The sequence below is a fragment of the Arthrobacter sp. LAPM80 genome (assembly GCF_046736435.1).
GTDB lineage: Bacteria > Actinomycetota > Actinomycetes > Actinomycetales > Micrococcaceae > Specibacter.
Genome location: NZ_JBCHVD010000007.1, coordinates 78,133 through 97,690, shown reverse-complemented (window position 1 = coordinate 97,690; position 19,558 = coordinate 78,133). Strand labels below are relative to the sequence as shown.

Annotated in this window: 17 protein-coding genes; 10 read left to right on the top strand and 7 right to left on the bottom strand. The window is 63.0% G+C overall.

Annotation, left to right across the window (positions count from 1 at the left end):
• The first annotated feature begins 125 nt into the window (after positions 1 to 125).
• On the top strand, positions 126 to 860 hold the full coding sequence (locus AAGW05_RS09260; RefSeq protein ID WP_411804218.1) for a beta-ketoacyl-ACP reductase: 735 nt from the start codon (positions 126 to 128) through the stop codon (positions 858 to 860).
• Positions 861 to 990: 130 nt separating this feature from the next.
• Complete coding sequence (locus AAGW05_RS09255; RefSeq protein ID WP_411804217.1) at positions 991 to 1,731, top strand: SDR family oxidoreductase; 741 nt, start codon at positions 991 to 993, stop codon at positions 1,729 to 1,731.
• Between the two features lie 83 nt (positions 1,732 to 1,814).
• Here AAGW05_RS09255 and serB read toward each other — a convergent pair whose 3' ends face one another.
• Complete coding sequence (gene serB, locus AAGW05_RS09250; RefSeq protein WP_411804216.1) at positions 1,815 to 2,735, bottom strand: phosphoserine phosphatase SerB; 921 nt, start codon at positions 2,733 to 2,735, stop codon at positions 1,815 to 1,817.
• A 127-nt stretch (positions 2,736 to 2,862) separates the two neighbouring features.
• Between serB and AAGW05_RS09245 the strand changes: the two genes are divergently transcribed.
• The 7 genes from AAGW05_RS09245 to AAGW05_RS09215 all read left to right on the top strand — a co-directional run bounded on the left by AAGW05_RS09245 (position 2,863) and on the right by AAGW05_RS09215 (position 8,450).
• Positions 2,863 to 3,648 carry an ABC transporter ATP-binding protein gene (locus AAGW05_RS09245; protein WP_411804215.1) on the top strand — a complete coding sequence of 262 codons (786 nt, stop codon included), beginning with the start codon at positions 2,863 to 2,865 and terminating at the stop codon, positions 3,646 to 3,648.
• Between the two features lie 81 nt (positions 3,649 to 3,729).
• Positions 3,730 to 4,509: a sulfite exporter TauE/SafE family protein gene (locus AAGW05_RS09240; protein ID WP_411804214.1), complete on the top strand. Its 780-nt coding sequence runs from the start codon at positions 3,730 to 3,732 to the stop codon at positions 4,507 to 4,509.
• Entirely contained in the window at positions 4,506 to 5,315 is an 810-nt protein-coding gene (locus tag AAGW05_RS09235; RefSeq protein ID WP_411804213.1) for a TrmH family RNA methyltransferase, read from the top strand. Before AAGW05_RS09240 ends, AAGW05_RS09235 begins: the two co-directional genes overlap by 4 nt.
• 36 nt (positions 5,316 to 5,351) lie before the next feature.
• The gene (locus AAGW05_RS09230; RefSeq protein ID WP_411804212.1) at positions 5,352 to 5,810 is read left to right on the top strand and encodes a peroxiredoxin; all 459 of its coding nucleotides are present in this window, start codon (positions 5,352 to 5,354) and stop codon (positions 5,808 to 5,810) included.
• Positions 5,811 to 5,924: 114 nt separating this feature from the next.
• The gene (locus AAGW05_RS09225; protein ID WP_411804211.1) at positions 5,925 to 6,182 is read left to right on the top strand and encodes a type B 50S ribosomal protein L31; all 258 of its coding nucleotides are present in this window, start codon (positions 5,925 to 5,927) and stop codon (positions 6,180 to 6,182) included.
• Positions 6,183 to 6,301: 119 nt separating this feature from the next.
• Entirely contained in the window at positions 6,302 to 7,363 is a 1,062-nt protein-coding gene (locus AAGW05_RS09220) for a biotin/lipoate A/B protein ligase family protein (RefSeq protein WP_411804210.1), read from the top strand.
• A 52-nt stretch (positions 7,364 to 7,415) separates the two neighbouring features.
• Complete coding sequence (locus tag AAGW05_RS09215; protein ID WP_411804209.1) at positions 7,416 to 8,450, top strand: tellurite resistance/C4-dicarboxylate transporter family protein; 1,035 nt, start codon at positions 7,416 to 7,418, stop codon at positions 8,448 to 8,450.
• 27 nt (positions 8,451 to 8,477) lie between these two features.
• Here the strand turns inward: AAGW05_RS09215 and pepN are convergent, their stop codons facing one another.
• The 4 genes from pepN to glgC form a co-directional block, all read right to left on the bottom strand.
• The gene (gene pepN, locus AAGW05_RS09210) at positions 8,478 to 11,111 is read right to left on the bottom strand and encodes an aminopeptidase N (protein WP_411804208.1); all 2,634 of its coding nucleotides are present in this window, start codon (positions 11,109 to 11,111) and stop codon (positions 8,478 to 8,480) included.
• A gap of 95 nt (positions 11,112 to 11,206) precedes the next feature.
• The gene (locus AAGW05_RS09205) at positions 11,207 to 12,262 is read right to left on the bottom strand and encodes a YeiH family protein (protein ID WP_411804207.1); all 1,056 of its coding nucleotides are present in this window, start codon (positions 12,260 to 12,262) and stop codon (positions 11,207 to 11,209) included.
• Positions 12,256 to 13,695 carry an SDR family NAD(P)-dependent oxidoreductase gene (locus AAGW05_RS09200; RefSeq protein WP_411804206.1) on the bottom strand — a complete coding sequence of 480 codons (1,440 nt, stop codon included), beginning with the start codon at positions 13,693 to 13,695 and terminating at the stop codon, positions 12,256 to 12,258. The genes AAGW05_RS09205 and AAGW05_RS09200 overlap by 7 nt, the downstream gene beginning before the upstream one ends.
• The gene (gene glgC, locus AAGW05_RS09195) at positions 13,692 to 15,122 is read right to left on the bottom strand and encodes a glucose-1-phosphate adenylyltransferase (protein WP_411804205.1); all 1,431 of its coding nucleotides are present in this window, start codon (positions 15,120 to 15,122) and stop codon (positions 13,692 to 13,694) included. The genes AAGW05_RS09200 and glgC overlap by 4 nt, the downstream gene beginning before the upstream one ends.
• 104 nt (positions 15,123 to 15,226) lie before the next feature.
• On the opposite strand from glgC, the gene glgA reads away from it, so the two are divergent.
• On the top strand, positions 15,227 to 16,429 hold the full coding sequence (gene glgA / locus AAGW05_RS09190) for a glycogen synthase (protein ID WP_411804204.1): 1,203 nt from the start codon (positions 15,227 to 15,229) through the stop codon (positions 16,427 to 16,429).
• Positions 16,430 to 16,696: 267 nt separating this feature from the next.
• Here glgA and AAGW05_RS09185 read toward each other — a convergent pair whose 3' ends face one another.
• Together AAGW05_RS09185 and AAGW05_RS09180 are read right to left on the bottom strand one after the other, a co-directional pair.
• Positions 16,697 to 18,772, bottom strand: coding sequence for an acyl-CoA dehydrogenase (locus tag AAGW05_RS09185; protein ID WP_411804203.1), 2,076 nt, complete (start codon positions 18,770 to 18,772; stop codon positions 16,697 to 16,699).
• Complete coding sequence (locus AAGW05_RS09180; RefSeq protein ID WP_411804202.1) at positions 18,769 to 19,512, bottom strand: TetR/AcrR family transcriptional regulator; 744 nt, start codon at positions 19,510 to 19,512, stop codon at positions 18,769 to 18,771. The genes AAGW05_RS09185 and AAGW05_RS09180 overlap by 4 nt, the downstream gene beginning before the upstream one ends.
• Between the last annotated feature and the right edge of the window lie 46 nt (positions 19,513 to 19,558).

Below are 19,558 nucleotides of genomic sequence, written 5' to 3'. Positions count from 1 at the left end.
GCCTTTCACCGTAGGATTCATTACCGCAGCTATATTCTCGGCGCGGCCTGGCCCACAGTTTCCCTGTGGCCGGGTGGCCCGGTGTTCGACGCTGTTAATTTTTGTCTGTTTCTATGGAGGAATACATGAGTGCACCGGCAGGCGACGATCGCCAGGGTCGCAGTGTTTTGGTCACCGGCGGTAACCGCGGCATTGGCCTGGCCATCGCCCAGGCGTTTTTGGCCAACGGGGACAAGGTGGCTGTGACGTACAGGAGCCCCTCGGAACTGCCCGATGGCATCCTTGGCGTCCAGGCCGACGTCACCGACGCGGCGTCCATCGATGCGGCCTTCACTGAAATCGAGGCCGCCCACGGGCCGGTCGAGGTTCTGGTGGCCAACGCCGGCATCACGAAGGACACCCTGCTGCTGCGCATGAGTGAGGATGACTTCACCTCGGTCATCGACACCAACCTGACAGGAGCCTTCCGGGTCATCAAGCGCGCCTCCAAGGGCATGATCCGCATGCGCAAGGGCCGGGTTGTGCTCATTTCATCCGTTGTGGGCCTCTACGGCTCACCGGGGCAGATCAACTACGCAGCCTCCAAGGCGGGCCTTGTCGGCATTGCCCGTTCACTGACCCGCGAGCTGGGCTCGCGCGGCATCACTGCCAACGTCGTGGCGCCGGGCTTCATCAGCACCGACATGACCGCTGCGCTGCCCGAAGAGACGCAGAAGCAGTACCTGTCGACCATTCCGGCCGCACGCTTTGCCTCGGCCGACGAGGTTGCCAAGGTGGTCCGCTGGGTGTCCAGCGACGAAGCGTCCTACATCTCAGGCGCCGTCATCCCCGTCGACGGCGGACTCGGGATGGGCCACTAGGGCTTTCCTCTATGCGTTTGGCCTGACTGCCGGGTGGTAACCATCCCCGCAGATAGAATTCGATGTAGGCCCGCGGGCGGCAGTGACTGCCCGGTTTGTGATTCATCAGTTGAAACGAAGGAAATTTTTTATGGGAAAGCTTGACGGAAAGACAGCCATTGTCACCGGTTCCTCACGGGGCGTCGGCGCAGATGTGGCCAAGTACCTCGCAGCCGAGGGTGCAGCCGTGGTGGTTAACTACCGCCAGAAGGCCCCGCGTGCCAACAAGGTGGTGGCCCAGATTGTTGAAGCCGGTGGCCGCGCAATTGCCGTGGGTGCAGACCTGACAACCCAGGAAGGCGTGCAGGCCCTGGTCAGCGCCGCGCTTGAGAACTTCGGTTCGCTCGAGTTGGTGGTCCTGAACGCGTCCGGTGGCATGGAAAGCGGCATGGCCGAAGACTATGCGCTCCAGCTCAACCGCGATGCCCAGGTCAACCTGCTGAACGCCGCCATGCCTGTCATGCCCGCGGGTTCGCGTGTGGTGTTTGTCACGAGCCACCAGGCGCACTTCATCGAAACCGTCGCCACCATGCCCGAGTACCTGCCCGTTGCCAAGAGCAAGCGTGCCGGCGAGGACGCCCTGCGCGCCTTGATCCCGAACCTGGCAGCCGAGGACATCTCGCTGGTTGTCGTATCCGGGGACATGATCGAGGGCACCGTCACGGCAACCCTGCTTGACCGCGCCAACCCCGGCGCCATCGAGGCCCGCCGCGCCGAGGCCGGCCGCCTGTTCACGGTGGCTGAATTTGCCGCCGAAATCGCGACGATGGCCACCGCGGAGGTCCCCAGCGGCCACACCGAATATGTGGGCGGCGCCGACTACTTCAAGTAGGCCCCAGCGCTGTCGACACATCAAGCCCGTGCCAAACTGCCCCAGGCGGTTCGGCACGGGCTTGAGCCGTTTAATGAGGTGTTTCAGGCGCCCTGGATGTTGGCCAGGGCCAGGGCGACGTCGAGGTTTGGCAGGTTGATCTGTGCGTCGGCCACGGCCCGCACGGCAGGCTTCGCGTTGAACGCTACGCCGAGGGCTGCGGCGGCCATCATGTCAAGGTCGTTGGCTCCGTCGCCGATGGCCATGGTGGCGGCCTGGGCAATGCCCGATGCGGCGCTCCAGGTGCGCAGCTGGAGCGCTTTGGTGGCGCGGTCCACGACAGCGCCGGACACCTTGCCGGTAAGGTGGCCGTCGATGATTTCGAGGTCATTGGCCAGTGCGTAGTCCAGGCCGAGGCGTTCGGCCAGGGGTGTCAGGATCTGTGAAAATCCGCCGGATACGGCCGCGACCACGTGCCCTGCAGCCTTGGCCTTGGCCACGAGCCGCTCGGCGCCGACAGACAGCTTGATCTGCTCGCCTACCTCGGCCAGCACGCTTTCGGGCAGGCCGGCAAGCGTCGCAACGCGGTGGTGCAGGCTCTCGGCGAAGTCGAGTTCGCCGCGCATGGCAGCCTCGGTGACCTTGGTAACCTCCGCCTCTGTGCCGGCATGGGCAGCGAGAAGTTCAATGACTTCCTGCTGGATCAGTGTTGAATCGACGTCCATGATGATGAACTTGCGGTCGGCGCTGCGCAGCGAATTGGGTACGACGGCGGTGCCTGCCCCGCCTGCCCCCGCCTCCGTCAGCGCCTTGCGCAAGGCCGCGAGGCGCTCCGCCGTCGTGTCCAGCCCCGCACCCTCGGCCGGGCAGGCAAGCTCCAGCACCACGGCTTCAAATCCGGGGTGTTTCTCACTGCGTTCAGAGGCAATGGAGCAGCCGTGGCCGGTCAGCACGGCCCTGATGGCAGCAAGGGCTTCGGGGGTGAGCGTCCGGGCGTAGCTGACTGCTGTAAATGTGGAGGGCATGCTTGCATTCTAGCGAAAGTCACGCCGCCGCCGTGCATGCAAAGGCGGGGCACCGGGAGGCCCGCCGCCGTGTGGATGGAACCGCCGGTTAGCACTGGCCGCCTTTATTGTCATAGGCTCAGTTCTTATGAGTGAAGTATTGGGTTTGGCCGGTGTCAGCGTTGTCCGCGGCACAAAGACACTGTTGGACAATGTCGATTGGCGCGTCGCCGAAGGTGAGCGCTGGGTGGTTTTGGGACCCAACGGCGCAGGCAAGAGCACGCTGCTGCAGATTGCCGGTGCCCGGATGCACCCCACCCACGGTGTTGCGGGGATTTTGGATGAGGTCATGGGCGCTGTGGACGTCTTTGAGCTTCGTCCGCGGATCGGCGTGGCCTCCGCCAGCCTCGCCCACCAGATTCCGGAGCACGAGAAAGTCCTGAATGTTGTAGTGACGGCTTCCTACGGCGTCACCGGCCGCTGGCGCGAGGACTACGAGCGCGACGACGAACGGCGCGCCTTTGGCCTGTTGGAGGAGTGGGGTGTCTCCACCTTCTTCAACCGCCCCTTCGCTTCGCTGAGCGACGGCGAACGAAAGCGTGTGCAGATTGCTCGGGCCCTGATGAGCGACCCCGAACTTCTCCTTCTGGATGAGCCCGGCGCCGGACTCGACCTGGCAGGCCGTGAAGGCCTTGTCAAGCGCCTAAGCGAACTCGCCGCCGACCCCCTGGCCCCAAGCACTGTCCTTGTCACCCACCACCTCGAGGAAATCCCGCCGGGCTTCACCCACGCCCTCTTGCTGCGCGAGGGCGGAGTCGTAGCCCAGGGCCCCATCGGCGAAGTCCTGACCGAAGAGAACCTCAGTACCACCTTCGGACTGCCCCTGGCCGTCTCAAGCAACGCCGGACGTTACACGGCAACAGCACGCCACTAACGCCGTCGAGGTTCCCGGCGGAAACCCGCCTGCCGGGAACTTTTCAACTTTCCAGCCACAGCAGAGGAATCCGCACAACTTGTGAACGCGCTTGAATCATTCTTTATCCTGCTGGGCGGCTTGTGGGCAGGAACCATCAACACCGTGGTGGGTTCCGGAACCCTTGTCACCTTTCCGATCCTGATCGCGCTCGGGATCGCGCCCGTCATGGCCGTTGTCAGCAACGCCATGGGCCTGATCGCCGGGGGAGTCTCAGGCACGTGGGGATACCGGCGCGAGCTAAAGGGCATGGGGGGCAACCTTGCCCGGCTCATGCCGGCGTCCCTGCTGGGCGGAATCACCGGCGCCTACCTGCTGCTGCACCTGCCCGAATCGGTGTTCTCCGTGGCGGCACCGCTGCTGATTGTGGTGGCGCTGCTGCTGGTGATCTTCCAGCCCCGCCTGCAGGCCGCCATCAAGAAACGCCGTGAGTCCTCGCCCGAGGCGAGTTCCCACGACGTTGCCATGGTGGCATTGGTCTTTCTTGCCGGAGTCTACGGCGGCTATTTTGTCGCAGCGCAGGGCGTGCTGCTCGTGGCCATCCTTGGCATTTTTATGGGCGGAACGCTGCAAAATGCCAACGCCGTCAAAAACGTCCTGTCCCTGACAGTGAACGTGGTGGCGGCAATTTCCTACCTTTTGTTCGCGCCGGAGAAGATCATCTGGGCAGTGGTGGGCCTGATCGCCGTCAGTTCCCTGGCTGGCGGGTTCATCGGTGCCAAGATCGGCCGTAAACTTCCCCCACTTGTCCTGCGCATCGTCATCGTGACGCTCGGGCTCGTCGCCCTGTTCTTCATGATCGAAAAATTGGTGGCCGCATGATCATCCATCTTGAAACCGCCAGCGACCCCCGGGTCAGCGACTATGTGTCCCTCACAGACGTTCAGTTGCGCAAGGTCAAGGAGCCCGCAGAGGGCCTCTATATTGCCGAAAGCCCCAAGGTGGTGCGCCGCGCCCTCGCCGCCGGACACCGTCCGCGGTCTTTCTTCCTGGCGGAAAAGCGGCTGCCCGAGGTGCGGGACGTCCTCGATGCGCACCCCGAGACCCCCGCGTTCGTGGGCACCGGCGCGATGCTCGAGGAAATCACCGGCATCAACCTTCACCGCGGGGCCATGGCCGCCATGCACCGGCCCGCACCGGCGGACGTCCCCTCGCTGCTGGCCGGGGCGCGCCGCGTGGCGGTGCTTGAGGACATCAGCGACCACACCAACATTGGTGCGATTTTCCGCTCTGCTGCGGCGCTCGGAGTTGATGCCGTCCTGATCAGCCCGCGCTGCGGGGACCCGCTCTACAGGCGCAGCATCCGTGTCAGCATGGGTGCGGTGTTCGCGATCCCGTGGGCACGCCTGCCTGACGGGCCAGGCGGCCTTGACCTGCTCCATGATGCCGGTTTTACGACGGCGGCACTCGCCCTCGTGCCGGATGCGCTCACCATCCATGAACTCGCCGCACGCGACGACGAAAAGCTGGCACTCATCCTCGGCAGCGAAGGTTACGGGCTCAGCCCGGAAACCCTGTCCGCCGTGAAACTTTCAGTCATGATCCCGATGTACGCAGGGGTTGACTCACTGAACGTTGCCGCGGCCAGTGCAGTCGCGTTTTTCGCTACGGATCCCCGCAGGCAGTAGGATTCCACGGCTGCCATGCACGAGTAGTGTGGGGGCATGAAGATTGCTGAGAATGTTCCCGACTTCGCGCTCCCTGACCAGAGTGGGGAAATGCGGAGCCTTTCGGACTTGACGGCCAACGGCCCGCTGGTTGTTTTCTTTTACCCCTTGGCCGGCAGCGGCGGATGCACGAGGCAAGCCTGCCATTTCCGTGACCTGCAGCAAGAATTCGCCGCTGCGGGGGCCTCAATCGTCGGCATCAGCACCGATTCCGAGGCGAAGCAGCTCGACTTTGCCACCAAGAACGGCTTCAACTACCCTCTCCTGAGCGACAGGCAGGGCGAAGTGGCCGACTTGTTCGGTGTCAGGCGTCATTTGTTGGCAAAATCGCTGCCCACCAAGCGGGCCACCTTCATCGTGGACAAGGAAAAGGTCCTGCGGTTCGCGGTGTCCAGTGAAACCAACATGGACCTGCACGCCAACCAGGCACTGGCTGCGCTGGCCCAAATGCAATAATTGCCTCTCAGCTTGGTGAAACGGCCTCGAGCCGGTAAAGTTTCTAGCTGGTCCTTGTGTCCATAATATTCATCAGTCTGGCAAAAACCAGGCGATACCACCCAGAGGTTTACAGTGAAGCAGAACACCCACCCGAAGTACGAAGCCATCGTTTTCAACGACCTGGCTTCAGGCACCAAGTTCCTGACGCGCTCCACCGCGACGTCCAAGAAGACCATTGAGTGGGAAGACGGCAACACCTACCCCGTCATCGACGTGGAAATCTCCTCGGAGTCACACCCGTTCTACACGGGCAAGCAGCGCATCATGGACAGCGCCGGCCGCGTCGAGCGCTTCAACGCACGCTTTGCAGGCTTCGGCGGCAAGAAGTAATACTTCTTTGTCTGATGTTGTTCAAGGCAGGCCCGTTCCTTATGGAGCGGGCCTGTTTTTTTTTGCGCCAGCCGGCATCACACTTTGCCACCACGGCGCCGTCTTGAAAGACTGGACACATGGCTCAAACATTGCATGGTGAATACAAGGTCCACGGCGGCAAATTGGTGGTGGTGGACCTTGAAGTCCACGACGGAAAGCTGGCCAACGTCAGCGTGAGCGGAGACTTCTTCCTGGAACCCGATGAGGCACTGGAGGACATTAACGGTGCCTTGAACGGGCTGGACGCCCAGGTTCCGCCCACGTCCATTGCCGCGGCAATCAGCGATGCCCTGCCGGCCGACGTCGTCCTCTTCGGCTTCTCGGCCCCAGCAGTCGCCGTCGCGGTCCGGCGGGCGCTCTCCAAGGCCAGCAGCTGGCTGGACCACTCCTGGGACATCATCGCCCCCACCGTCCTGCCTACGGCGGTCAACGTGGCACTCGATGAGGTGCTGACACGCGAGGTGGGTGCGGGCTTGCGCAATCCCACGCTGCGGTTCTGGGATTGGGACGAACCCTCGGTGGTCATCGGCTCCTTCCAGTCCGTGCGCAACGAACTTGATCCCGAAGGCGTGCAAAAGTACGGCATCAACGTGGTACGACGGATCACCGGCGGCGGCGCCATGTTCATGGAGGCCGGCAATTGCATCACCTACTCGCTGTACCTGCCCCAAAGCCTGGTTGACGGGCAGAGTTTTGAGGAGTCCTACAAGTTCCTTGACGCCTGGGTCATGGCCGCACTGGAGTCCATCGGTGTCGAGGCTTTCTACGTCCCCCTCAACGACATCGCCACGGACCAGGGCAAGATTGGCGGCGCCGCCCAAAAGCGCCTCAGCAACGGCGCCATGCTGCACCACGTCACCATGAGCTACGACATTGACGCCGACAAAATGGTGCAGGTACTGCGGATTGGCAAGGAGAAGCTGTCCGACAAGGGAACCCGCTCCGCGAAGAAGCGCGTTGACCCGCTGCGCCGACAGACAGGTTTGAGCCGGGAAGAAATTCTTGGGCGCATGATGGCCACGTTTACGCAGCGCTATGACGCGAAGTTGGCCGGGCTGACGCCAGCGGAGTTGGCCGAGGCGCGGGCGCTTGTGGCCAGTAAGTTTGGTGCGGACGAGTGGCTGCACCGGATCCCATGAGGTACCAGCCACGGATCCCCCCGCACAGGCCCACGGCATGGTAGGCAGGGCCGTGAGATGGCCCAACCAGCCACCGGCATCCTTCGCGTTTGTCATGGCCACCGGGATAGTTTCTGCTGCCCTGCTCGACGCGGGCCTGACGGGCTTCTCACGAGCGTTGCTGTGGATCGCCACCGTCGCACTGGTGGTGCTCGTGGCAGGTCTGCTGGGGCGGCTCATGGTTCACGGCCGTGATGCGGTGGCGGACTTCCGGAACCCACACAAGGGCTTCGGGTACTTGACGGTGGTGGCCGGGATGAATGTTGTCGGCATCGGCTTCCACCCAGTGGCACCGGCGGTGACGTGGGTTTTGGCCGCCCTCAGCATTCCCCTGTGGATCTTTCTGGCATACGGCGTGCCGCTGTCCATGATGCTGCGCACCGAAATCGGCGAGGGACCGCGGATGCGCCTGCTGCCCGTAGACGGGACGTGGTTTCTGTGGGTTGTCTCCTCGCAGTCACTGTCCGTGGCAGCGGCATCCCTGGCCACCGACGCAGGAGCCGTCAGCCTCATGAGCGACGCTGCCGTTGCCTTCTGGGGCGTCGGCATCATGCTCTATCTAACCCTGACAACCCTGGTCATGCTGCGCTTACTCACAGGCGGTGAAAGCCTGGGTGGGATTGTCCCCACCAACTGGATCTTCATGGGTGCCACGGCCATTACAGTCCTCGCCGGGTCCATGATTCTGCACCTACCCGCAGATGTCCCCGTCATCCACTTGGCCGGCCCCACCATTGGCGGCCTCAGCTACCTGCTGTGGGCCTTTGGGCTTTGGTGGGTTCCGTTCCTTGTCGCCTTCGGCCTGTGGCGGCACGTGGTGCGGCGGGAACCGTTGCGTTACGTTACTGCCCTGTGGTCAATCGTCTTCCCGCTGGGCATGTTTGCCGTCGCCACCTACAGGTTCGGGCGAGAGAACCAGATGCCACTCGTGGCCGTCCTTGGTCAGTGGGCAACGTGGGTGGCTGCGGCAGCCTGGGTGGCTGTGGCCGTCGCCATGGTCGCGGCGTTCCTGGCATGGCTTCGCCGCCGTCAGGCTGTTCGCAACTGACGACGGCGGACCCGCCACCTACCGTCTTTAGCGCCGGCTGCCTGCCTGTGCGCTTAGGGAACGCAGGAGCTGGTCCCGCTGCTCGAGCACAATACGGCGCAGTCCGCGGGCTGCCACGGTGTGCTGGTCCAGCCACGCGTCGGTGCGCAGCACCACCGGATGTTCCGCCGGCAGCGTCCCCGGCTTAAGGTCCTGCCGGAGCGGGAACAACCCGCGCACGATCCGGCCAGCAATTTCCAGGCTCCGTTTGTTCCACACCCGTTCGATTGCCTCGAAGTACGGTTCGATGAACGGGTCGAGCAATTCGCGCCCGCCCACGGTGAACCCGGCAATCGTGGCGCCCAGGAGCTCGTTGCTGAGCGTTTCCCCGTCAACGCCCTCGTGCCAGCGCGCCAACTTGAGGGCGGCATCGGGCAGGGCTGCCACTGCAGTGCAGTGGCTTGCACGGTATTCGGCCGTGGTGTTGGCAGCCAGTTCCGCGTCCAGTTCAGCCTGACTTGCGGCACCCCGGGCGGCGAGTTGCTGCCACAACAGCCAGCGTAGGCTGCCGTCGACACTCAGGCCCTCCGGAACGTCCTTTCCTGCCAGCAGGGACCTGCTGTAGTGCACAACCGCGTCGCTGCCACGGCCCAGTTCGGCAAGGGACCGCGCCCAAATCAGCTGTTCGTCGCCTCCGGGGGCCGCGGCGGCCAGGTGGCCTGCCACGCCGGCGATCAACCGTTCCTGTACCGCCGGGCGGTCCTCCGGGGCGCAATAGTGGCCCAAGGTGTGGAGCGCATTATCAGCCAGGGTCTGCAACACGGCGATGTCCGGCTCGCCGCCTGCATGCTCGAGGACTGCATCCAGGTAACTGGCGGCGGGCAGCAGGGCGTCCCGTGTCGCATTCCACAGGGCCGACCACACCAGGCTGCGGGACAGCGGGTCGGCGATGGTTCCCACCGCAGCTAGAGCAGTGGTGAGGGATCCGGCGTCGAGCCTGACCTTTGCATAGCTGTGGTCACCGTCGTTGACAAGGAGCAGATCGGGGACGGGCAGGCCGGTGGCGCCGGGGACCTGCGTCACCTCGCCGGCCACATCCAGGGCGACCGAGTGGGAACGGACCAGGGCCCCCGCCTCGTGCGTGAAGAAGCCGAGGTCGAGCCTGTGCGGACGCAGGGCGGGGCGGCCCGTGATGGGATCCACGGCCTCCTGACGGATGGACAGCGAGGTGATGGTGCCGTCCACCGCTTCGACGATGGGTCTCAGGACCGACATGCCTGAGGTCTGCAGCCATTTCCTGGCCCAATCGCCCAGGTCGCGGCCCGACGCTTCGCCGAGGGGGAGCAGAAGGTCGTTTAGGGTGGTGTTTGAATACTGGTGTGCGCCGAAATATCCGCGTGCGCCGGCGATGAAGGCGTCCTTGCCCACGTAGGCGACAAGCTGCTTCAGCACCGAGGCACCCTTGGCGTAGGTGATCCCGTCGAAGTTGGCCTTGGCCGCCTCGAGGTCGGGGATGTCTGCAACGATGGGGTGCGTGGTGGGCAGCTGGTCCTGGGTGTAGGCCCAGGCCTTGCGGCGGCTGGCAAACAGGGTCCAGGACTTTTCGCCCCAGCCGGTGGCCTCCGCGACAGCAAGATGGCCCATGAAATCTGCGAACGACTCCTTCAGCCACAAGTCATCCCACCACGTCATGGTCACGAGGTCGCCGAACCACATGTGCGCCATCTCGTGCATGATCGTGTTGGCGCGCTGCTGGTAGGCGGTGTCGGTGGCGCGGGAGGCATGCAGGTATGACTCGGTGAAGGTGACAAGGCCCGGGTTTTCCATGGCGCCGAGGTTGTATTCGGGCACGAACGCCTGGTCGTACTTGCCGAAGGGGTAGGGGAAATCGAAGAGCGCGTTGAAGTACTCCAGCCCGGCCTTGGTGACCTTGAAGACCTCATCAGCGTCAAAGTGCGGTGCCAGCGATGCGCGGCAGTAGGCTGCCAGCGGGATGTCCAGCGTTTCGCCGTGGTGCGCGCTGGCGGACCCGAACACCATCGAAAAGTGGTCCTCGGCCATGAAATACGGACCGGCCAGCACAGTGGTGATGTACGTGGAAATCGGCAGGGTCGGGTCGAAAACCCACCGGGTGTTGCCTGTGCCTGCCAGCTCGTCACGTTCGGCAACAGACTGGTTGGAGGCAACCTTCCACCCCGTTGGCGCTGTCACGGTGAAAGTGAAGGGTGCCTTGAGGTCGGGCTGCTCAAAGTTTGCGAAGACCCTGCGGGCATCGGCGGGTTCGTACTGCGTGTACGTGTAAGTCTGCCCGTCGGCCGGGTCCACAAACCGGTGCAGGCCCTCGCCGCTGCTTGAATACGCCGCCGTGGCGTTGACGACCACCACGTTTTCCGCTTCAAGGCAGGGCAGGTGGATGCGTTGGGCGTCGACGACGTCGGCCACGTCCAAGGAGGTGCCGTTCAGGACCACCGACTCGACGCCGAGCCCGATGAAGTCCAGGAACGTGCCCGCCGTAGTTGGGCCGGACGTGTCGGCCGCGAAGGTGATGGTGGTGCGGCTGGGGAAGCCCGGAACAGTCGGGTCGCCGGCCCTGCCCAAGTCAAGGTCGACATCATAATGGTGGACTTCGATGAGGGCTTTTCGGGCTGCCGCTTCACTGCGCAAAAGGTTATGGTTTGACACTATTTCATTCAACCACGGGTTTGCGCCAAAGCGGCATCAGTCACATACCGCTTCGAGGAGTTGCAGTCAGGGGAACCAGGTGCCTGGGTGTTGCGTCAGTGGGACATCAGGTGCACTGCGCCGAACGCCAGCGAAGCGATCAGTGCCCAGGAGCACAGGGCCATGACGGAGGCGCGCATGCCCGTGGCAAAAAGTTCCCTGACCCGAATGCTGGAGCCAAGGCCGAATAACGCAGCGCCCAGGGCGATGTCCTGCGCCGTCGAGCCGGCATCGATGACAAATCCGGGCAGCCAGCCTGTGGTGCGCAGTGCGGCCATCAGCAGGAATCCAACGACAAAGAGGGGGACCACGGGCGGGAACTTGGCCGGCAACCCGGTATTTGGTCCCGAGGCCAGGGCCCGTGCCTGGCGCTTGCGCTCCATGGCCCCGGCGACGCCAACGATCGGCGCCAACATCACCACGCGCGTCAGCTTGACCACCACGGCGGCACTGAGGGCTACGGCACCTGCGGTCTGGGCAGTGGCCACCACCTGTCCCACGTCGTGGACGCCGGCGCCCACCCATTGGCCGAATTCAAGCGGTGCGAGCCCCAGCGGCTGCATCAACAGCGGCAGGATGCCAATGGCAAGGGTCCCGCACAAGGTCACCAGGGCGACTGGCAGGACGGTGTCCTCATGCTTGGTGCCCTTAACCGCGGCCATCGCACCAATGGCCGACGCCCCGCAAATGGAAAAGCCCGTGGCGATCAGCAGCGGAGTGTCCCCGCCGAGTTTAAACAGCTTCCCGAGGGCGAGGGTCCCGGCAAAGCTGAGCAGCACCACAACAACAATCAGCAGGACGCTGACCCAGCCAAGGTCCATGATGTCACCTAGGCTCAGTTTGAGGCCAAGGAAGACAATGCCTGCCCGCATCAGGTGCTTGCCGGCAAAGTTCAAGCCGGCACGCCACGGCCCCTGGCACAGCCCGGAGATTCCCGGCAGGTTCGCGCAGACAATGCCAAGAACGACGGCGATCGTCATGGCGGGCAGTATCGGCACCATGCTGTGCACCAGCAGGGAGAGGACAACAGCGAGTAGGGCAGCAGTGATGCCAGGTGCCAGTTTGCGCGCAGTCGCACCCGTGCTGGGTTTGGCGCCGTCGAGCTTTACCAAGGGCTTGGCTTGTAATCTTTGAGGAAGACCCCGTACTGGTCCTCGCCCGACTCACCCATGACGATGGGATCGTAAACGCGGGCGGCGCCGTCGACCAGGTCAAGGGGGGCATGGAAGCCTTCCTCGGCCAGGCGCACCTTGGTGAAGTGGGGGCGCTCATCGGTGATCCAGCCCGTGTCCACCGCTGTCATCAGGATACCGTCAGCCTCGAGCATCTCACTGGCGCTCGTGCGGGTGAGCATGTTCAGCGCGGCCTTGGCCATGTTCGTGTGCGGGTGGCCCGGACCCTTGTAGGCGCGGGAGAACTGCCCCTCCATGGCCGACACGTTTACGATGTACTTGCGGTGCGCCGCGGAGGCCTTCATGGCCGGGCGCAGGCGCGAGACAAGCAGGAACGGGGCGGTGACGTTGCAGAGCTGGACTTCGAGCATTTCCAACGGGTCGACCTCGTCAATCACCTGCGTCCAGCTGTTCATGGTCGCCAGGTCGGGGACGAGGCCGCCGGCGTCAATGGCCGTGCCCGCCTCGATGCGTTCAAGGGAAGCCGATCCCATGGAGAGGGCCAGTGAGGCAATTTCATCGCCGGCGAGTTGGGGATGTTCCATCATCTGGGTGGCCAGCGCCAATGGGTGCTTGTCGTGGGCGTGGCCAAAGGTGACAAGCTCGGGCATGGGGGTGTCCGTGGGCAGCTCTTCAAGCTCGGCATCAACCAGCGGTTTGTAGGCGTTGCCCGAACGGCGGACCGTCTGCGCGGCGTTGTTGATGATGATGTCAAGGGGTCCGGCTTCGTTCAGCGAGTCGGCCAGCGCCACCACCTGGGTTGGGTCACGCAGGTCGATGCCGACGATGCGCAGCCTGTGGAGCCATGCGCCGCTGTCTTCCATTGCGGCAAAGCGGCGGGCGGCGTCCTTGGGGAAGCGCGTGGTGATGGTTGTATGTGCGCCGTCACGCAGCAACCGGAGTGCAATGTACATGCCGATCTTGGCGCGGCCGCCCGTCAGCAGCGCGCGCTTGCCAGTGAGGTCCGTGTGTGCGTCGCGTTTTGAGTGGTTGAAGGCGGCACAGTCAGGGCACAGCTGGTGGTAGAACGCATCCACCTGTGTGTAGCGCTGCTTGCAGATGTAGCACGGGCGGGAACGCAGAAGCGTTCCCGCCGTATCACCCCTCGTTGAGGGCTTGAGCTTGTTTCCCCGGGTTTCATCGTCGATCCGGTCAGGCGCCGCTGTTGCCGTTTTCGCCAGTACGGCCTTGTCGGCGTCATTGACGGCATCGCGCTTGACGTTGCGGCGATGGCGCTTGACCGACTTGAACATCTTTCCTGTGGCTCGGCGCACCAAAACATAGTCGGGATGTTCTTCGTCGTAAACATGGATTGTTTCCAAAACCTTGATGCAATTTTGGATTTCTTCGGAGGTCAAGTCAGGGGCAGTCACCCACTAATTTTAGCCTCTTCGGCAGGTGCCTGGGACGTCGTGGCCTTGATCTGGTTTTTCACCACCAGATCAACAGTTGCCTGGGCCACTTCGTCACGGCTGACGGCGAGCATCAGTGCCTCGGGCACCTCTGCTGCGGCGGCACGTGCCAGCGCCTTTTCAGCAGCATCAGGGGCAGGAACAAGCTGTCCCTTGCTCAGGACAGTCAAGCCCGATTCGGTGATGGCAAAGCCGCGGGCCCGGTCAAGAGCGGGGTCCACACCGATGGTGGCTCCTGCCGGAATCTTGACGTTCTTATCAATGATTGCCCGGCGCACCACGGCGCCGGGACCCACAATCACCTTGTCCATCAAAACGGAAGCCTGCACACGTGCACCCGATCCAACAAACACATCGTTGGAAAGTACCGAATTTTCGACGACGCCACCTGAGACCACAACGCCCGGAGCCACGATTGAATCCAGTGCTGCCCCCACTGAATTGCTTTCCCCCCTGACAAACTTTGCCGGCGGTGAAGTGGTTCCACGGGTGAAGATCGGCCATGCCCTGTTGTACAGGTTGAAGATGGGCATGGGGGAGATCAGGTCCATGTGCGCGTCGTAGTAGGAGTCTATGGTCCCCACGTCTCGCCAGTAGTTGCGGTCCCGGTCTGTTGCGTCGGGGATGTCATTGGTGGAGAAGTCGTAGACGAACGCTTCGCCGCGGTTGACGAAGTAGGGGATGATGTCCCCACCCATGTCATTCTTCGTGTCATCCTTCAGGGCATCCTGATCCAGCGCCTCAATGAGGGCGTCAGTGTCAAAGACATAGTTGCCCATGGAGGCCAGGAACTGGTCCGGCGCATCCGGCAGTCCCGGTGTGGATTGGGGCTTTTCAACGAACGCAGAAATCTTGTGCGCGCCGATGGCCCCGGGGATTTCGGCGCCGTCGATCTCGATGACGCCAAACTGGTCGGCCATTTCCAAGGGCTGGCGCACGGCGGAGACGGTGGCCCTGGCGCCTGACTTGATATGGCTTTGCACCATTTGTTCAAAGTCCATGCGGTACACGTGGTCCGCGCCAACCACAACAACAATGTCAGGCTCGGCGTCATTGATGAGGTTCATGGATTGGTAGATGGCATTGGCGCTGCCAAGGAACCAGCTCTTGCCGCGACGCTGTTGGGCCGGCACGGATGCCACATAATTGCCCAATTGCGTTGACATGCGCCATGTCTCAGAGATGTGGCGGTCCAAACTGTGCGACTTGTATTGCGTCAACACGACCATTTTGAAATAACCCGAATTCGCCAGGTTTGACAAGGCGAAATCCACCAACCGAAAACCCGCAAAGGGTACGGCCGGCTTTGCGCGGTCAGCTGTCAAGGGCATTAAGCGCTTGCCCTCACCGCCTGCTAATACGATCGCCAGAACTTTCTTGACTGACATGATCCAACCTCCGACAGCTTGAAATTATGCACTTCGCTGTGACAGTTGAGGTCACAACAACTTCACACTAGAACAAATGTGTTCCGACAGACTACCTTGAGTATGTGCGTATAGATATTGTGACAAAAGAATTCCCGCCCGAGATTTATGGAGGGGCCGGTGTGCATGTTGCCGAGCTCAGCCGCGTCCTCGCTGCGAAGGTTGATTTGCATGTCCATGCCTTTGGCAAGGCACGCGAACCGGACTTCCACGGGGCGGTGGTTGCCTCCTATGAAAACCTGCCCGAGTTGGCCGATGCCAACCCTGCCATCCAGACCCTCGGTGTGGATCTGCAGGTGGTTCCCGCGACGGCCGGGTCCGATCTGGTGCATTCCCACACCTGGTACGCGAACATGGCCGGCCACCTCGCTGCGTTGATGCACGGCATTCCGCATGTCCTCAGCGCCCACAGCCTCGAGCCGTTGCGGCCGTGGAAGGCTGAGCAGTTGGGCGGCGGATACGCGGTCTCCTCCTGGGCGGAAAAGACTGCCTATGAAGGTGCCGCGGCCATCATTGCGGTGTCCGACGGCATGCGTCAGGACATCCTTCGCAGCTACCCCGACGTCGACCCCGCCAAGGTCAAGGTCATTCACAACGGCATCGATGTTGCCTCCTGGCAGCGGGATGAGAAGGACGAAATCGTCCGTTCCCTTGGCATTGACCCCGACCGCCCCAGCGTTGTCTGGGTGGGCAGGGTGACCCGCCAGAAGGGTGTTCCTTACCTCTTGAAGGCTGCCGCGGCGCTTCCGCCGGAAGTTCAGCTGGTGTTGTGCGCCGGCGCGGCTGATACTCCCGCCCTTGGCGCCGAGGTCAATGCCCTGATTGAAGGCCTCAAGGCCGCGCGCGACGGTGTCATCGTCATTGAGCGCATGCTGCCCCGTGCCGAACTGATTCAGGTTCTCAGCCACGCCACCGTGTTTGCCTGCCCTTCAATTTATGAACCCTTGGGCATTGTGAACCTTGAGGCTATGGCGTGCGGTGCTGCCGTTGTTGCCAGTGCCACCGGCGGCATCCCTGAGGTTGTTGCCCACGGTGAGACCGGATTGCTGGTCCCGCTGGAGCAGGTTCCTGACGGTACCGGCACCCCCTTGGATCCTGAGAAGTTCGTTGCGGACTTTGCTGCGGCCATGATTGAGGTTGTCAATGATCCCTCCCGTGCACGGGCGATGGGGGAAAAGGGCCGCCAGCGCGCAAGCGATCATTTCTCTTGGGAATCGATTGTTGAACAAACATTGGACGTTTACAAGAGTGTTCTTCCAGAGGATTAAAAATATTCGTCGAATGTTTGTTTAGGCTTTGTGACTTCTTTTCGTCGTTTTTGTTGCGTTTTTGTGAATGCGTTAAAAGATTTTGCTTTGGAGGCCTCGATCCTTGGATCGGGGCCTCGCTGACTGAGGCAGAATTTCCGGGTCAGCCTCGTAGAAGCGGTCCCGGTCGATGCGCCTGGTCGCGGCGGGCCGTGAAGAACGCGCCGCCCCAACGGCGGCACCCAAGGTGGGCGCCGCCGTCGAACATCCAGAACCTAGGGGCGGAAGTCAGGCCCTGCCGGCGGCCTTCGCCCTCTGGATGAGGATCTTCTCGTCAATTGGCGCATCGGAGCTGGCGCGGAGGTGGCGGTAGTACTCGCGGGCCTCGTCCTGGCGCTCTCGCTCAATGCCCGTGGCGATGGTGGCGCGAAGGTGTTCGGGTCCATAGCCAAACGCATCCACCAGGTCCAGCGCGTGGGGCCGAAGCTTGGCCAGGACGCGGTTGATGTATGGGGCGAGGGTGCGGGCACGCTGCATGGAGATCCGCCCGTTCATCAGGTACCAGTCGAGGTGCTTTTCAATCAGGCCCAATCCGAACAGGTCGCGCACGCGGGTCAGGACGCGCTTGGTGCCGGCATCGTCAACGCGGCCAAGGGCGGCCGTGAACGCTTCCCACTGCAGCAGCTCGGCATGTGCGCGGGCGGCCTCGATGAGGGCGTTCTGGTTCTCATTGAAGATCTCGGCCCCCTTTTCCTTGGGAAGCTTTGCGGCCTCCTTCAAGGCGCTGGCAACTTCGGCCACCATGGTCTGGACCCTGTCCGCCAGCATCTGGCGCTGGGTGTCCTCATCCTTGAGGGCCTTGGCCGACTTCTGCGCGGAGCCGCTGTCGGCAACTGCCTGGGCGACGTTTCGCAGGCCTGTCTTGTTCAGGGTTAGGTCCGCTGCCTGGCCCACAACAAACCGTGCCAGCACGCCGAAGTCAAGGTTGCGGAACTCCTTGCTGTAGTCGGCCAGCAGACGCTTGGCGACCAGCTGCAGCAAAACAGTGTTGTCGCCCTCGAAGGTTGCGTAGACGTCGAGGTCGGCATGCAGCGAGGCAAAACGGTTTTCAATCATGAAACCCGAGCCGCCGCAGGCCTCCCGGCATTCCTGAAGGGTGTCCAGGGCGTGCCATGTGGTGAGCGACTTGTACGCCGCTGCCAGTGTCTCCAGGTCCTGGCGGTCCTCGTCGGTGTCGTGGGCGCCGGAGAATACGCCGTCGAACTTCACCAACAGCTCCTCGTGGGCGAACGCGGCGGCGTAGGTGGTGGCCAGCAGGGGGAGCAGTCGGCGCTGGTGGCGCTGGTAGTCCATCAGCACCACTTCCTCGGTGTCGGATGCGGCATTGAACTGGCGTCGTTCGGTGGCGTACTGGATGGCAATCTTCAGCGCCACCTTGGACGCCGCGACGGCTGCCCCGTTGAGCGAAACGCGGCCCTGGACCAGCGTTCCGAGCATGGTGAAGAAGCGGCGCCCGGGGCTGGCGATCGGTGAACTGTAGGTGCCATCCACCGCCACGTCGCCGTAGCGGTTGAGCAGGTTGGTGCGCGGAATCCGTACGTCGGCAAAGGCAAGGCGGCCATTGTCGATGCCGTTCAGTCCGCCCTTGATGTTGTCGTCAAGCCCCTGGACGCCGGGCAGGAATTCTTTTGTGTCGGGGTCGCGAAGTTCCACATAGAAGGCATGGACTCCGTGGTTGACGCCCCGGGTGATGAGCTGGGCGAACACCACCGCGGCCACGCCATCGACTGCCGCGTTGCCAATGTATTCCTTCCAGGCCGCGCGGAACGGGGTGTTGATGAGAAATTCCTGCGACGCTTCATCGTAGGTGGCTGTCGTGGCGATCGACGCCACATCGGATCCGTGGCCGATTTCGGTCATGGCAAAGCAGCCGGGAATCTCCAGGTTCATGATGCCCGGAAGCCACTTGTCCTGGTGCTCCTCACTGCCAAGGTGCATCACGGCGGATCCGAACAGGCCCCACTGGACCCCGCCCTTGATCTGCAGCGAGGGGTCGGCAATGACGAGTTCCTCAAAGCCTGCCACGTTCCCGCCGTGGTCGTTGCCGCCGCCGAGCCGGGTGGGAAAAGCGCGGTGCACGCCGTTTTGCTCCACGAGGATCCCGAGCTGCCTGAACACCCTTTCGCGGTGCTCCTTATTTGTGAGCCCTTCGATCTTGTGCAGTTCGGGGCTGCCTGCCAGCTTGCGGGCCTTCAAACGGACTTCCGCCCATCGGCCCAGCAGGAGCTCACCGAGTTTGGCGACGTCAACATTGGCGCCGTCGTGGTTGGCTGCCGGAGAAACTTGGGTCATTACGGTGGTCATGAACATCCTTCTGCTGCGGTTACTGAAGTGGAAAGGGACGTGGGGGAGAGTAGCTGCCCCACGCCGTCGAAGAGCCAGGTTGATATTTGTTCAGCCATGGCCGTGGGCTCTGGTTTTGCTGGGTCCTCGGGGGCTTGCAGCCACAATTCGCCCGCCGTGCGCACCAGCCCGATGGCGGCCGTGGGCCAGTAGCCCACAAGGGGGGATGCGGGATCGCCCATGAGGTGCCGGAGCGGTTCGGTAATCATCTCTGTCACCGATGCGAAAAATCCGCTCAGTTCCCCGGACTGGCTGGTGTCGCCATCAGTGGGAACGGTGGAGAAGAAGTACACGTTCGGTGAGGTCTGTGCCATTTGGAGGTACGCGGCAACCATGGCGGTGACGCCCTCCCTCGGTTCGGACGCTGCCTGCCGCGCCGCCGCGATGGTCTCCTGCATCTGCCGGATCACCACAGCGCCGAGGGCCTGTCGAAGTCCGGACTTGTCGCCGAAGTACCTGTAGAACACCGATTTCGACGTCCCGGCGGTGGCTGCGATGTCCTCCATCGAGGCGTCGGGGCCCAGTCTGTGGATTGCCCTGCGTGCCGCATTGATCAAGGCACGACGGCGTTCCTCGCGGTGGGCCTCCCACCTCGCCGAACGCCCGTCCACGGCGGCAATGCCGGGATTGGCGGCACTGTTGCCCTCGCCTGGCGTGGATGAGAGGGCCGGCACGGGCGGCCATGACTGTAACGTGTTCACGATACTCAGCGTATCAGGTACGCTGGGTATCAGTAACAAACGGCGT